Origin of the sequence: Pseudorhodoferax sp. LjRoot39 (assembly GCF_964253035.1) — a bacterium.
Lineage (GTDB): Bacteria > Pseudomonadota > Gammaproteobacteria > Burkholderiales > Burkholderiaceae_C > Pseudorhodoferax.
The window spans coordinates 5,264,454-5,277,515 of the sequence record NZ_CAXUQL020000001.1; the positions used below are offsets into that span (position 1 = coordinate 5,264,454).

General features: G+C 71.6%; 15 protein-coding genes. 6 read left to right on the forward strand and 9 right to left on the reverse strand.

What is annotated here, in order from left to right:
- The first annotated feature begins 29 nt into the window (after positions 1-29).
- From ACSQ4M_RS24500 to ACSQ4M_RS24510, 3 genes are read left to right on the forward strand one after another with little or no spacing between them, the layout of a single operon-like run.
- Complete coding sequence (locus tag ACSQ4M_RS24500; protein ID WP_436192006.1) at positions 30-1,391, forward strand: NAD(P)/FAD-dependent oxidoreductase; 1,362 nt, start codon at positions 30-32, stop codon at positions 1,389-1,391.
- Positions 1,388-2,182, forward strand: coding sequence for a DUF1365 domain-containing protein (locus tag ACSQ4M_RS24505; protein WP_436192007.1), 795 nt, complete (start codon positions 1,388-1,390; stop codon positions 2,180-2,182). The genes ACSQ4M_RS24500 and ACSQ4M_RS24505 overlap by 4 nt, the downstream gene beginning before the upstream one ends.
- A complete protein-coding gene (locus tag ACSQ4M_RS24510; RefSeq protein ID WP_436192008.1) occupies positions 2,179-3,432 on the forward strand; it encodes a class I SAM-dependent methyltransferase in 1,254 nt (417 codons plus the stop codon). The genes ACSQ4M_RS24505 and ACSQ4M_RS24510 overlap by 4 nt, the downstream gene beginning before the upstream one ends.
- Before the next feature lie 149 nt (positions 3,433-3,581).
- Here ACSQ4M_RS24510 and ACSQ4M_RS24515 read toward each other — a convergent pair whose 3' ends face one another.
- Positions 3,582-3,719, reverse strand: coding sequence for a hypothetical protein (locus ACSQ4M_RS24515; protein WP_436192009.1), 138 nt, complete (start codon positions 3,717-3,719; stop codon positions 3,582-3,584).
- Positions 3,720-3,769: 50 nt separating this feature from the next.
- Between ACSQ4M_RS24515 and ACSQ4M_RS24520 the strand changes: the two genes are divergently transcribed.
- On the forward strand, positions 3,770-4,570 hold the full coding sequence (locus tag ACSQ4M_RS24520) for a hypothetical protein (RefSeq protein WP_436192010.1): 801 nt from the start codon (positions 3,770-3,772) through the stop codon (positions 4,568-4,570).
- A 9-nt stretch (positions 4,571-4,579) separates the two neighbouring features.
- Here ACSQ4M_RS24520 and ACSQ4M_RS24525 read toward each other — a convergent pair whose 3' ends face one another.
- Together ACSQ4M_RS24525 and ACSQ4M_RS24530 are read right to left on the reverse strand one after the other, a co-directional pair.
- A complete protein-coding gene (locus ACSQ4M_RS24525) occupies positions 4,580-6,376 on the reverse strand; it encodes an ATP-binding protein (protein WP_436192011.1) in 1,797 nt (598 codons plus the stop codon).
- Positions 6,377-6,413: 37 nt separating this feature from the next.
- Entirely contained in the window at positions 6,414-6,734 is a 321-nt protein-coding gene (locus ACSQ4M_RS24530) for a LuxR C-terminal-related transcriptional regulator (RefSeq protein WP_436192012.1), read from the reverse strand.
- 234 nt (positions 6,735-6,968) lie between these two features.
- Between ACSQ4M_RS24530 and ACSQ4M_RS24535 the strand changes: the two genes are divergently transcribed.
- The gene (locus ACSQ4M_RS24535; RefSeq protein ID WP_436192013.1) at positions 6,969-7,610 is read left to right on the forward strand and encodes a helix-turn-helix transcriptional regulator; all 642 of its coding nucleotides are present in this window, start codon (positions 6,969-6,971) and stop codon (positions 7,608-7,610) included.
- A 32-nt stretch (positions 7,611-7,642) separates the two neighbouring features.
- Complete coding sequence (locus tag ACSQ4M_RS24540; RefSeq protein WP_436192014.1) at positions 7,643-8,431, forward strand: lipase family alpha/beta hydrolase; 789 nt, start codon at positions 7,643-7,645, stop codon at positions 8,429-8,431.
- On the opposite strand, the gene ACSQ4M_RS24545 is transcribed toward ACSQ4M_RS24540, so the two are convergent.
- Genes ACSQ4M_RS24545 through ACSQ4M_RS24570 form a run of 6 tightly spaced genes read right to left on the reverse strand, consistent with a single transcriptional unit; the run spans position 8,395 to position 13,062 of the window.
- A complete protein-coding gene (locus ACSQ4M_RS24545; RefSeq protein WP_436192015.1) occupies positions 8,395-9,639 on the reverse strand; it encodes a PP2C family protein-serine/threonine phosphatase in 1,245 nt (414 codons plus the stop codon). The two genes, ACSQ4M_RS24540 and ACSQ4M_RS24545, sit on opposite strands and share 37 nt — an antisense overlap.
- A complete protein-coding gene (locus ACSQ4M_RS24550) occupies positions 9,608-10,489 on the reverse strand; it encodes a patatin-like phospholipase family protein (protein ID WP_436192016.1) in 882 nt (293 codons plus the stop codon). Before ACSQ4M_RS24550 ends, ACSQ4M_RS24545 begins: the two co-directional genes overlap by 32 nt.
- Positions 10,486-10,830 (reverse strand): STAS domain-containing protein, encoded by a 345-nt coding sequence (locus ACSQ4M_RS24555; protein WP_436192017.1) that lies wholly within the window; start codon positions 10,828-10,830, stop codon positions 10,486-10,488. The genes ACSQ4M_RS24550 and ACSQ4M_RS24555 overlap by 4 nt, the downstream gene beginning before the upstream one ends.
- Positions 10,831-10,847: 17 nt before the next feature.
- Entirely contained in the window at positions 10,848-11,318 is a 471-nt protein-coding gene (locus tag ACSQ4M_RS24560; RefSeq protein WP_436192018.1) for an ATP-binding protein, read from the reverse strand.
- The gene (locus ACSQ4M_RS24565; protein ID WP_436192019.1) at positions 11,315-12,706 is read right to left on the reverse strand and encodes an ATP-binding protein; all 1,392 of its coding nucleotides are present in this window, start codon (positions 12,704-12,706) and stop codon (positions 11,315-11,317) included. The genes ACSQ4M_RS24560 and ACSQ4M_RS24565 overlap by 4 nt, the downstream gene beginning before the upstream one ends.
- Positions 12,703-13,062, reverse strand: a complete 360-nt coding sequence (locus ACSQ4M_RS24570) for a response regulator (protein ID WP_436192020.1) — start codon at positions 13,060-13,062, stop codon at positions 12,703-12,705. Before ACSQ4M_RS24570 ends, ACSQ4M_RS24565 begins: the two co-directional genes overlap by 4 nt.

Sequence of the window (13,062 nt, forward strand, 5' to 3'; positions counted from 1 at the left end):
TGGCCCAAAGGCTTCCAAGGATCTTGCGCATGCAGCCAGCACACACCTTGTCCCAGGCACCGTCCGCCAGGGCCGGCGCCCAGCCCCTGCGCGTGGCCGTGGTCGGCAGTGGCATCGCCGGACTGTCGGCGGCCTGGCTTCTGGGCCAGCGGCACGAAGTCCACGTGTTCGAGGCCGACCGCCGCCCCGGCGGGCACAGCCACACCGTGGATGCGCCGGGCCCGGGCGGAACCGTGGCCGTGGACACCGGCTTCATCGTCTACAACGAGCCCGCCTATCCCAACCTCACCGCGCTGTTCGCCCACCTGGGCGTGGCCACGCAGGCGACCGACATGTCCTTCGGCGTGAGCCTGGACGGCGGCGCGCTCGAATATGCGGGCACCGACCTCAACGGCCTGTTCGCCCAGCGCAGCAACCTGCTGCGTCCGCGCTTTTGGGGCATGCTGCACGAGCTGCTGCGCTTTTACCGCGAGGCCCCCGGCCACGCCGCCGCAGCCGGCCTGCAGCCGCTGGACGCTTACCTGGACCAGCACGGCTACGGCCGTGCGCTGCGCGAGGACCATCTGTACCCGATGGCCGCGGCGATCTGGTCGACCCCGGCCGCACAGGTCGGCCGCTACCCGACCGCCGCCTTCGTGCGCTTTTGCGAGAACCACGGCCTGCTGCGCGTGCGCGGCCGGCCGCGCTGGCGGACCGTGCAGGGCGGCAGCCGCAGCTACGTGCGCGCGCTCACCCAGGGTTTCGGCGAGCGCCTGCACCTGGACAGCGCCGTGCTGGAGGTGCAGCGCGGCGCCGAAGGCGTGCGCCTGCGCACCCACCGGGGCTGGCATCCCGAGCGCTTCGACCAGGTGGTGCTGGCCTGCCACGCCGACCAGGCCCTGCGCCTGCTGCCCGACGCCAGCGGCGAGGAGCGCCACCTGCTGGGCGCCTTCGGCTACAGCCGCAACCTCGCGGTGCTGCACAGCGACCCGGCGCTCATGCCGCGGCGCCGCGCCGTCTGGTCGGCCTGGAACTACCTGGCCGACCGCACGCGGCCCGATGCGCTGTGCGTGAGCTACTGGATGAACCGGCTGCAGGGCATCGCCGACGACCGGCCGCTGTTCGTCACGCTGAACCCGCCGCAGGCCCCGCGGCCCGAGCACCTGGTGCGCACCGAGGTCTACGAACACCCGCTTTTCGACGTGGAGGCGCTGCGCGCCCAGGCCCGGCTGTGGTCGCTGCAGGGCCAGCGGCGCAGCTGGTTCTGCGGCGCCTACTTCGGCGCTGGCTTCCACGAGGACGGACTGCAGGCCGGCCTGGCCGTGGCCGAAGCCCTGGGCGGCGTGCGTCGGCCGTGGACCGTGGCCAACGAATCGGGCCGCATCGTCCTGCCCAACGCGATGGCCGCATGAACAGCGCGCTCTACACCGGCATGGTCTCGCACCAGCGGCTGCGCCCGCTGCGCCACCGCCTGCGCTACCGCATGTTCTCGCTGCTGCTGGACCTGGACGAACTGCCGGCCCTGGCGGCGCGGCTGCGGCTGTTCTCGCTGGACCGCTTCAACCTGTTCAGCGTGCACCGGCGCGACCACGGCGCCGGCGAGCCCGAGGGCCCGCGCGCGCATGTGGAACGCCAGCTGCGTGCAGCCGGCCTGCCCGCGGGCGGCACGATCCGCCTGCTGGCGATGCCGCGCATCCTCGGCTATGCCTTCAACCCCCTCGCGGTGTACTTCTGCCATGCACCGACGGGGCCGCTGCAGGCCATCCTCTACGAGGTCAACAACACCTTCGGCGAACGGCACAGCTACCTGGTCCCGGTCCCGGTCGATCCCGCGCAGGACGGGGCCTGGATCGACCAGCGCTGCGACAAGCGCATGCACGTCTCGCCGTTCCTGCCGCTGGACATGCACTACCGCTTCCGCGTGCGGCCGCCGGGCGAGCAGTTGTCCATCGGCGTGCAGACCCACGATGCACAGGGCGCCGTGCTGCTGGCGCGGCTGGACGCACAGCGCCGCCCGCTCACCGACGGCGCGCTGCTGCGCGCCTTCTGCACGCACCCCTTGCTCACGCTCAAGGTCATTGCCGCCATCCACTGGGAAGCGCTCCAGCTGTGGCGAAAGGGTGCGCGCCTGCACCCACGCCCGCCGGCCCCGGCCGAGTCCGTCAGCTTTGCCAACCGCCCTTCGCCCGACCGCACCCCATGAAGCCTGCCACCGACCTGCAGCCCCACGCCGCCACGCCCAGCCCGCCCGCGACCTGGCTGCAACGCCTGCTGCGCCAGGCCCTGCGCCGCCAACTGGCCGAACTGCCCTGCGGCGAACTCACGGTGGTGTTGCCGCATGGCGAGCGCCTGCTGGCGCGCGGCAGCGCGCCCGGCCCGCACGCCCAGCTGGTGCTGCACCGCTGGCGCCCGCTGCTGCGCCTGGCGGCCCAGGGCGACCTGGGCCTGGCGCTGTCCTACCGCGACGGCGACTGGTCCACGCCCGATCTGGTGGCGCTGCTGCAGTTCGGCGCTGCCAACGACCAGCAGTCCGGCCAGCGGCTGCAGGGCAAGGCCTGGTCGCGCGCGTTGGCCCGGCTGGCCCACCTGCGTCGCGCCAACACCAAGCGCGGCAGCCGCGACAACATCGCCTTCCACTACGACCTGGGCAACGCCTTCTACGCCCAGTGGCTGGACGCCAGCATGCTGTACTCCAGTGCGCTGTACCGGCGGCCCGAGGCCACGCTCGAGGAAGCCCAGGCCGAGCGGCTGGACCGCATCGTGGCCCTGGTCGATGCGCCGCCGGGCGGCGAGGTGCTGGAGATCGGCTGCGGCTGGGGCGCGCTGGCGCTGGCCCTGGCGCATCGCCGCGGCGCGCAGGTGACCGGACTCACGCTGTCGACCGAGCAGCTCGCCTTCGCGCGCCGGCGCGCGCTGGCCGAGGGCTGCGCCCGGCAGCTGGACCTGCGCCTGCAGGACTACCGCGATGTGCAAGGCACGTACGCGCGCATCGTCTCCATCGAGATGGTCGAGGCCGTGGGCGAGGCCTGGTGGCCGACCTACTTCGCCACGCTGCGCGAGCGCCTGGCGCCGGGCGGCCATGCGGTGCTGCAGGCCATCACGATCGCCGACGCGCATTTCGAGGGCTACCGGCGCGGCGCCGACTTCATCCAGCGCTGCATCTTCCCGGGCGGCATGCTGCCCTCGCCCACCGCGCTGCGCGAACAGGCGGCGCGCGCCGGCCTGGTGCTGCAGGAAGAGCTGCTGTTCGGCGACAGCTACGCCGCCACACTGGTGGAATGGCGCCGGCGCTTCCTGGCGGCCTGGCCGGCCATCGCGGACCAGGGCTTCGATCTGCGCTTCAAACGGCTGTGGGAGTACTACCTCTGCTACTGCGAGGCCGGCTTTCGCAGCGGGCGCGTGGACGTGGGCCTGTACACGCTGCGGCACGCGGACGCACCACCGGGCGGATAGACGCGCACCCCGTGTTGATGGGATGACGGCGCAGCGAGCGGCGCGCCATCAATCAGCCTCACGCCGCTGAGCAGCCTGTCGGTGGACGGTCTGGCCGTTGACGCCGGCTACGGCGTACAGCCGGGGCCCGACGGCGCGCAGTTCACGAACTACGTGACCTTGGCCATCACGCCACCGCCTGGCGCCAGCGTGCCACCCGAGCGCCAGTTGCCGATCGGCTGGAGCGGCACGGACAACACCGTGGCCCTGGCCGCACTCGACCCGAGCGCGCGCGAGGCCAGGCTCAAGCTGCTGCACTTCAGCGGCTACGCCCTGCTGCTGGCGCGCCAGAGCACCAATGCCACGCTGGAGCCTGCCCGCCACCGGCTGGTCGGCGACGCCGAGGCCCGGCTGCAGAGCCTCACGGCCGAGCGGCCGCTGCAGGAGCGCCAGCGCCAGCTGCTGGGCCTGGCCGGCAGCCCCGGTCTGGCTGCAGGACGCCGAGGCCGCCACGGCCAAGTGCCTGAACTTCGAGCTGCAGATCGATTCGCAGATGGTCATGACCGAGGGCACGGACGTGGATGCGCACACCGTGCGCGAGAGCATCGGCACGCGCCTGCCGCTGCCGTTCAACCTGGGCATCGCCTTCTTCGAAAGCGGCGGTTCCTACGTGGCCGTCTCGACCGATGCGGCGCCCGTGAACTCGACGGCCTACTCCGTCGCCTACCAGTACACCTGTGCCTCGGTGAACAGCACCACGCCGCTGGGCCTCACCCTGCGCGGTTCGCCGGGCTTCACGGCACGCCAGGGCGGTGTGGCGCAGCGCGCCCAGGTCGAGGACTTCTACCTGACGCCGGCCTTCGCACCCACCGGCTTCGCCGGCTCCAGCTACAGCGTGACGCGCTCGACGCCGCGCAACCCCACAGGTTGCGAGAACCCGGCCACGCACACGGAGCACGAGAACTGGTTCACCTCGGCCCTGCCGACCTGGCTGGACCCGTTCGCCGACCCGACGCTGGCTCTGGCCATCCGCAACTGGACCACCGTCGGCGGCGCCGTGATGGCGACCAGGGAGGCCACCACGCGCAGCGAGGCCGGTGCAAGCGAGAACGTGACCGTGAACACGCAGCTGGTGCCGTTCCACAAGCCGGCGCCCTGAGGCAAGGCGTCAGTCGGTGGGCGGCGACCGACTGGCCGCCCGCGCATGCAGCGCCTCGTTGATCGCAGCGGCCAGGCTGCTGTCGGTGACGGGCTTGCGCAGGCAGGGCACGGCCAGCCGCTCTGCCTGCTCGCGCAGTTCCACCGAGCTGTCGGCCGACACCAGCACGGCGGGCAGGTCCAGCCGGTGCTGGCGCAGCAGCGCGATCGCCCGCAATCCATCCACCGCGCCCAGGCGGTAGTCCACCAGGGCCACGTCCGCCGGCTCGGCGGCCACCAGCGCGCAGGCCGCCTCCACCGTGGCTGCGACATGCACCACGCAGCCCAGGCTGGCCAGCGCATGCTGGTAGGCCAGGCGCACGGCCTCGTCGTCGTCCAGCACCAGCACGCGCCGCGCGATCAAGGCCGGCTGTGCGTGCGTGGCGTGACCGACCACCGGCGCGGACGCGCCGCAGGCCGGAATGTCCAGGTGCACGCGCGTGCCTTCGCCGACACGCGATTCGACCGCGTAGGTGATACCCAGCAGCTGCACCAGGCGGCGCACGATGCCCAGGCCCAGGCCATGGCCACCGCGCCGGTCGCGCTGCGGGTTGCCGACCTGCGCGAAATCCTCGAACACCTGCCCCTGGTCCCGCGCGTCCAGCCCCCGCCCGGTGTCCCACACCGTGAGCCGGATGCGGCTCCCGTCCAGTGGGCCGGCCTGCGCGCCGATGCTGCCGTGGTCGGTGAACTTCAGCGCGTTGTCGAGCAGGTTGGAGACGATGCGGCGCAGCATCTCCACGTCGCTGGTCACGAACAGCCCCTCCGCACATTCGCTGCGCAGTGCCAGCGACTTGGCATGCGCTGCAGGCCGGAAGCGCTCGCAGACACTGTCCAGGAAACGCTTGAGCGGGATCTGCTGCAGGCGCGGGTGCACCGCGCCGACATCGAGCTGCGAGATGTCGAGCAGACCGTCGAGCATCTGGCGCAGGACCTCGATACCTTCGCTGATTTCCTGGGCGATGGCGCGGCTCTCGCCATCCAGGTGCATGCGCGTCAGGGTGCCGCTGTTCAGGGCCAGGCTCTGCATGGGCTGGCGCAGATCGTGGCTGGCCGCGGCGAGGAAGCGGCTCTTGGACAGGTCCGCACGCACCGCGGCATCGCGCGCCTCGGCGAGCCGCTCGCGTTCCTGCGACAACTGCTCGAGCAAAGCGGCGTTTTCCGTGCGGATGCGAAATGCTTCCTCGAAGACGCGGCGGTTCTGTTCGGAAAAGCGGAACTGCACGCCCAGCAGCATCAGCAGCAACGCGGCGATGGCCCAGGACCACCAGTGCGGATGGCAGGCCCACACCAGCGCCGAAGGCACGATCACGCCGCCCTGCAAGCCGATGCTGACCGGCCGCGCGGTGTAGGAGGTGGAGGCGCTGCCGGCGGCCAGCGACATCGAGATCATCGTGAGCACCGCGCTGCCGGCCGTGTCCATCCAGAACATGAACACGGCGCTGGCGCCGTGCAGGCAGCCCAGCGCCAGCGTGCTCCAGGCGGCCTGGCGCAGCCGCGCGCGCACGGGCCGCTCCACCTGGGCCACCAGGCGACGGAACAGCGCCAGGCGCAGTTCCCGCGCCACCGTGACGGCGACCGCCCAGGCCACCGGCCAAGGCCATGACAGCCCGCCGACGATGGCCATGGCGGCGATCATGGCCACTGCGGCGAGGATCTGCCAACGCAGCTTGGAGGAGAACTCGGTGAAGGTCTGCAGCCGCAGCTCGTCGAGCTCGTCGAGCTCGTCGGCGAAACCGGCTGCCGTCGCATGGACGTCGGGGTGCATGGGGAAATCTCGCTGGGCCGGCGCCGTGCGTGCGAGGTCAGCCCAGCGCCTGCGCGGCGCCGGCCTGCAGCACGCGGCACAGGGCCGAGACGCGGCTCGTCACGCCGAGCGCCCGGTACACCATCGGCAGATGCACCTTGACCGTGCCCTCCGCGATGTCCGGGCGGCGCGCGATGCTCTTGTTCGGCAGCCCCTGCAAGGCCAGCGCCAGCACCTCGCGCTGGCGGCCTCCACGTCGAGCACGGACTGGAACTGCAAGGCCCCCGCCGACCCCGCCGGCTTCGCGGTGCATGTCCTCCTGCAGGCGCCGCGTACCGTTCCAGATCAGCGGATGGTCATCGACCAGCACAACATGCACAGCACACCTCCCTCCAGGCTGGCATGGCCGCCGGCAGCCTGGGCAGCCACCGGGGCGCACGCTGCCGCCAGCTTAGCCCACGCGGGCGGGTACCGGCACGGCATGCCACTAAACCAAAGCACTAGCCGTTGGACAACGACCGAAGGCGATGCCGCGCAGGCGACGGTTTACTGGTGGGCGCTGGACCCGCTGCCTAGACTTTCCCCATCGGTTTGACCACAGGAGGACCCCCAAATGCAGACAGCGACAACAGGCCCCGAGCGGGAAACCGTCAACGCCAACGCCGAGGCACCATGGGGCGGCGATGCCGTGCTGGCTGCGCTGCTGGCGGGGCTGGACCGGTGCGCCCACGGCATGGCACTGCTTGACGCCGAAGGCCAGGCGTGGTTCGCCAACACCAGTGCACGCGCCCTCTTCAAGCGTCTGGCGGGAGACGCGGACGCGGATCCGCAACGCCTGCGCTGGCCCAGCGACCGGCATGCCGCGCTCGCCAAGGTGTGCGGCCAGGGCCGCCGCGAGCTGGTGGAGCTGCGGCTGCCCAAGGGCAGCGTGTCGGTGGCGCTGCTGCCCGTGTCGCTGCCGGACCGGCAGCTGGCGTTCGCGCTGTTCGGCCGCGAGGAGATCTGCGGGCCCGTGGAACTGCAGCAGTTCGCGCTGCGCCACCAGCTCACGCTGGCCGAGACCCAGGTGCTGGGTGCGCTGTGCAAGGGGCTCGCGGCCAACGACATCGCGCTGGTGCACGGCGTCGCCCGCACCACCGTGCTCACGCAGATCGCGGCGATCCGCACCAAGACCGGCAGCCCCAGCGTGCGCGCGCTGCTGGCGATGATCTCGCGCATGCCGCAGCTGGTGCCGTTGATGGGTGTGGTGCACTAAGCTCTGCAGCCCCGCAATTGGAGACGCACACCATGGCCCGCATCGTTCTCGCGCACGGCATCCTCGGTTATGGCGACCAGGACCGATTCGGCGTCCGGATCCGCAGCCCCTATTTCAACGGCGTGGCGGCGCACTACGAGAAGAACCCGGAGCACGAGGTGCTGGTGCCCACGGTGCCGCCACTCGGCCCCCTGGAGGATCGGGCCGCGGCACTGGCCGCTGCCATCGACGCGCACTGGCCTGATCAGACCGGCATCGTGGTGATCGGCCACAGCATGGGCGGCCTGGACATCCGGCGCGCCGTAGCGCGCCACAAGGACACGCTCGCCAAGCGCATCCGCACGATTGCCTGCGTGGCCACACCGCACAAGGGAAGCCCGCTGGCGGATGCCGTGCTTGAAAAATCACACCCGTTGCGCCCCTTCATTCCGCCCATGTTGCTCAACCTGCTACAGCACCACACCGGCGCGGTCGATGACCTGCGCACAGACCGCACCCCGCAGGACGACGACGTGGAGGGCATCCGCTACCTGGAGGTCGGCTGCGACTGCACCCAGGCGGTTCGGCCGTCCGTGTTGTTCGAGCTGTCGCAGGAAATCGCCGGCTTGCCCCGCGTCGGCAACGATGGCGTCGTGACCCTGGAATCGGCCCGCTACAAGCATCGGCCGCTGCACGCCACCTGGCCGGCAGACCACCTGGACGCGGTCGGCTGGCCCACGGACGGATGGGGGGTGTTGCCGCTGCTGCAGGCCTTTGCCGGCTCGCCCGCAGACCACCTGCGCCGCTACGACGCCCTGCTCGCCGCGGCACTGGCGCCTTGAAGCCCACGCACCAGCCCGAACAGCGTCACATCGTCGTGCGGCTCGAAGCCGCCCACATGCGCGGCCAGCTGCGCGCGCACGCCGTCCACCAGCGCCTGCGCCGATGCGGCCGGCCGGACCAGCGCGCGGGCCAGCGCCTCCTCGCCGAACGGCCCCGTGGCGCCGCGCGCCTCGGTCGCGCCATCGGTGTAGAGGAACAGCCGGGCACCGGCCTGCAGCGACAGCGAGCGCACCGCGCAGCGCATGCCCGCCATCAGCCCCACGGCCGGCCCGGTGGTGCCGAGCCTGACCATCTCGCCGTCCGCCAGCTGCAGCAGGAATGGTGCCTCATGGCCCGCGTTGAGGTAGTGCAGCTGCCCGCTGCCCGGCTCCAGCAGCGCGAAGAACAGCGTGGCAAACATGTTCTCGTGGCCGTGCACGCTGGCGATGTAGTCGTTGGTGAAGGCCACGCTGCGCACCAGCGTGGCCTGCAGCGTCTCCGAGGGCACGACATGGCTGGCCACGGCGCGCAGCAGCGTGCGGAACAAGGCCATGTACAGCGCCGCGCCCACGCCCTTGTCGCAGACATCGGCCACCACCATGGCAAGCGCGCCCGTGGGCAACTGGTAGGCGTCGTAGAAATCGCCCCCCACCTGGCGCGCCGGCACGCAGCTGGCGCCGAGCGACCACCCGGCCAACTGCGGCAGTTGCGCGGGGAGAAAGCCGAGCTGGATGCGCTGGCCGATCCGCAGCTCGCGCGAGAGCGCCGCGAGCAGCTGGCTCCTGTGGTCCTGCAGCCGCTTCTTGGCCAGCGAGGATTCGATGCGCGCCTGCAGCACCACCGGGTTGAAGGGCTTGGAAACATAGTCGTCGGCCCCCAGCTCCAGGCAGCGCACCACGCTGTCGGTCTCGTCGATGGCCGAGACCATCACTACCGGCAGCTGCGCCAGCCGCGGGTCGGCGCGGATCTGCTGCAGCGCCGCGTAGCCGTCCATCTCGGGCATGGTGATGTCCAGCAGCACCAGGTCCCAGTCCTGGGCACGCAGCTGCTCCAGCGCTTCGCGGCCGTTGCTGGCGGTGCCGGTGGCGTGGCCCAGCCGCGCGATGCGGCGCACCAGCAGGTCGCGGTTGAGTTCGAGATCGTCGACCACCAGGATGCGCATGGGCCGCTCCGGCCCCGTGCCGCCCGCCCCGCCCTCAGGCGGCGGCAAGGTGCTGGCGGTCGGCATCGAACAGCGCCTGCAGGTAGGGCAGTTGCTGGCGGGCGGCCTCCTCGCCCTCCTGGATGATGTAGGGCACCTTGTGGGTGTCGAACAGGCGCACGCGCTCCTTGAACTGCGGCACGATCAGGATCATTTCCGAGTGGTGCGTGGCGCTGTGGAAGGCCACGCGCGACTTCTGCAGGTTGTTGGCCAGGATCGCGCTGAGCTGCGACGCGAAGCGGCTGGCGCTGCGGATGTTCTCCTGGTACGGCGTCTCGAACCCCAGCGCGACGATCACGCGGCTGCCGTTCTTCATCGCCACGCTGACCGGCATGGGGTCGGCCAGGTAGCCGTCGACCAGCAGCTTGCCGTCCAGCGCCACGGGCTTGAAGGCCAGCGGCAGCGAGGCGCTGGCGCGCAGCGCGGCGACCAGGTCGCCGCGCGTGAGTTCGACCAGCTCGCCGTTGGCGAAATCGGTGGCCGTGATGTGCAGCGGGATCGGCGCGTCCTCGATGCGCCGGTCGCCGAAGACAGCGCGGAACGCGGCCAGCATCGGCGCATCGTCGCGCAGCCCGAAGCTGTCGGCCCGAAAACCGAACAGCTTGGGCGCCAGCAGGCGCAGCATGCCCATGTGGTTGCGCTTGGCGGTGACCTGGCGCGTCCAGGTGCGCAGCGTGATGTCGGTCATGCGGGCGGCGTCGAAGCCGAAGGCCACGCCGGCAGCGAACAGTGCGCCGCCGCTGCAGCCAACCACCCGGTCGATGCCGATGCCGGCCTCGGACAGCGCCTTGACCACGCCGATAGACGCCGCGCACTTGACGCTGCCCGAGCCGATCACCAGCGTCACCGTGCGCTGCGGAATGGGCGCCGCGTTCATGCGCGGGCTCCGAAGCTCGCGACCGCCGCCGGGACGTCGGCGAAGATGTTGAGGATGCTCGTGAAGCCGGCGATCTCCAGCACCCGCGCCACGGGCGGCTGCAGCGCCGCCAAGCGCAAATCGCCGCCGGCCAGGCGGCAGCGCTTGACGGTGCCGAGCAAGGCGCGCAGGCCGGCGCTGCTGGTGTAGCCGACCTGCGCGAAGTCGGCGACCAGGCGGACGGCGCCCTGGTCGATGGCCTCGGCAAAGCGCTGCGTGAGTGCGTCGGCACTGAGGCTGTCGACGCTGCCGGCAATGGCCAGGACGAGCACTGTGTCGTGTGGGATGGTGGCGATTTGCACGTGGGTTCTCCTCGAAGTCAATCGGATGGGGTCGGCGGGAGCCGCTTCTCGATGGTCAGGACATTGCCGTGCCGCGGGTCGCGCCGGTAATGCTGGCGGTCCGACAGCTGGCGGAGCAGGTGCACGCCCAGGCCACCGGGCGCCCGCGCCTCGGCTGCGGCACGGGTGTCGGCCGGCGCCAGCGACAGCGGATCGAAGGGACGGCCCTGGTCGCTCAGCGTCAGCACGACGCGGCGCCCGGCGCCGTCCTGCACGGCCTGCACGGCCAGCACCAGCGGCCCCGGCCGTGCGGTCGGATAGGCATGCCGCATGACATTGACGCAGGCCTCCTCGGTGACCAGTTGCAGGTCGTGCAGCGCCTGCGGGTCCAGCCGCAGGCGCTGGCCGACGCGGGCGACCAAGGCCAGCAGCTGCGGCAGGTTCTCCATCTCGGCACGGCAGGCGACGCGGCCGGAGCAGCCCAGGTCCACGCCGCGCGGCCCTGTCATGTGGCGCGCTCCTGCAGTGGCAGCCAGACCGTGAAGCAGGCGCCCTCACCCAGCGTGCTGGTCACCTCGATGTCGCCACCCATGAGCCGGCACATGCGGCGGCTGATGGCCAGCCCCAGGCCGCTGCCGCCGAAGGCCCGCGTGGTGCCCGCGTCGGCCTGCAGGAAGGGCTGGAACAGGCGCGCGATCTCGTCGGCATGCAGGCCGATGCCGGTGTCCTCGACCGCGAAGCGCACCTGCCGCATGCCCGTGGGCGCCGTGTGCGTGCTGGCGCGCAGCCACACGTCGCCGGCATAGGTGAACTTGGCGGCGTTGGACACCAGCGCCACCAGCACCTGGCGCAGCCGCAGCGCATCCACGTGCAGCACCGCCAGCCCGGGTGCGAGCTCCACCTGCATGCGGTTGCCGTTGGCCTGCATCAGTGGCTGCGTGGCGGTCTGCACCGAGGCCAGCAGCCCGCGCAGGTCGCAGTCCTCGGCGTCCAGCTGCACGGTGCCGGCGTCCAGCCGGGTCAGGTCGAGCACGGCGTTGATCATGGCCAGCAGGTCCTTGGCCGAACCCTTGATACGGCCCAGGTCGGCCAGCGCGCCGGGCGGCACCGTGTCGGCCAGATCCTCCTCGAGCAGCTCGGTGTAGCCGATCACGGCATTGAGCGGCGTGCGCAGCTCGTGGCTCATGTTGGCGAGGAAGGCGCTCTTGGCCTTGTTGGCCGCCTCGGCCTGCGCACGCGCCTGCTCCAGGTTGAAGGCCTGGGCCTCGATCTCCTGGTTGCGCTGCTGCAGGGCCGAGCGGATGCGCGCGGTGCGCAGGGATTCCGCGTGGACGGCGTGGCCGAACAGCGTGAGGTACAGCGCCGCGCCCGCAGCCGACAGCGCCACGGTCAGCAAGGAGGTGTCGGGGCGCACCTCGAAGCCGTTGAGCGCACCGCCTGCGACCACGCCGACGGCCATCAGCGCCAGGCCGCGAACGGCATGGCGCCAGCCGCCCGATCCCAGGTTGGACGCGTGCATGGCACCGCCCAGTGCCACGATGATCCAGGGGTTGAAGCCCGAAAGGCCGCCATACATGCCCATCAGGAACGAATCCACCAGCAGGGCGCGCAACTCGCTGCGCTTGCTGTCCCGGGCGCGCCGGCTCAGCCAGTAGGCCAGGTGCGGCCAGGCCAGCATGACCAGTGCCACCCACCACATCTGCGCCGGCGGGCGCATCATGAAGACCGACCCCAGCAGCAGCGCGCCGGCCAGGTGGGCGCCGATGCGCACGGGGTAGTTCACGTGCACGGAGCCGTGCAGGCGGCGCGCGGGTGCACGGCCCTCGGCCGTTGCCGGCGCGGCCGCAGGCACTGCGCTGGCGCGGGTGGCTGCAGGCAGCGGCGGCAGTGCGGTCACAGCAGGCCTTCGATCTTGCGCAGCAGGCGCTCGAACTCGATGGGCTTGGTGTCGAAGTCGTCGCAGCCCGCCGCCAGCGCGCGCTCGCGGTCGCCCTCCATGGCGTGCGCGGTGAGTGCGATGACCGGGATCGCGCGCAACTGCGGGTCGGCCTTCAGGCGGCGCGTGGTCTCCCAGCCGTCCATGAGGGGCAGGCTCATGTCCATGAGCACCAGCGCCGGCCGGGCGCTGGCCGCCATGCCCAGGGCCTCCAGGCCGTCGACCGCCATGACCACCTCGTAGCCGCGCCGCGCCAGCCGGCGCGACAGCATGTCGCGGTTGAGTTCGTTGTCTTCGACCAGCAGGATGCGCACCAT

Coding starts and splice junctions, on each gene's coding strand:
- ACSQ4M_RS24500 (WP_436192006.1), top strand. CDS start 30: ATGCAGCCAGCACACACCTTGTCCCAGGCACCGTCCGCCAGGGCCGGC.
- ACSQ4M_RS24505 (WP_436192007.1), top strand. CDS start 1,388: ATGAACAGCGCGCTCTACACCGGCATGGTCTCGCACCAGCGGCTGCGC.
- ACSQ4M_RS24510 (WP_436192008.1), top strand. CDS start 2,179: ATGAAGCCTGCCACCGACCTGCAGCCCCACGCCGCCACGCCCAGCCCG.
- ACSQ4M_RS24520 (WP_436192010.1), top strand. CDS start 3,770: ATGCCACGCTGGAGCCTGCCCGCCACCGGCTGGTCGGCGACGCCGAGG.
- ACSQ4M_RS24525 (WP_436192011.1), bottom strand. CDS start 6,376: ATGCACCCCGACGTCCATGCGACGGCAGCCGGTTTCGCCGACGAGCTC.
- ACSQ4M_RS24535 (WP_436192013.1), top strand. CDS start 6,969: ATGCAGACAGCGACAACAGGCCCCGAGCGGGAAACCGTCAACGCCAAC.
- ACSQ4M_RS24540 (WP_436192014.1), top strand. CDS start 7,643: ATGGCCCGCATCGTTCTCGCGCACGGCATCCTCGGTTATGGCGACCAG.
- ACSQ4M_RS24545 (WP_436192015.1), bottom strand. CDS start 9,639: ATGCCGACCGCCAGCACCTTGCCGCCGCCTGAGGGCGGGGCGGGCGGC.
- ACSQ4M_RS24550 (WP_436192016.1), bottom strand. CDS start 10,489: ATGAACGCGGCGCCCATTCCGCAGCGCACGGTGACGCTGGTGATCGGC.
- ACSQ4M_RS24560 (WP_436192018.1), bottom strand. CDS start 11,318: ATGACAGGGCCGCGCGGCGTGGACCTGGGCTGCTCCGGCCGCGTCGCC.
- ACSQ4M_RS24570 (WP_436192020.1), bottom strand. CDS start 13,062: ATGGTGCGCATCCTGCTGGTCGAAGACAACGAACTCAACCGCGACATG.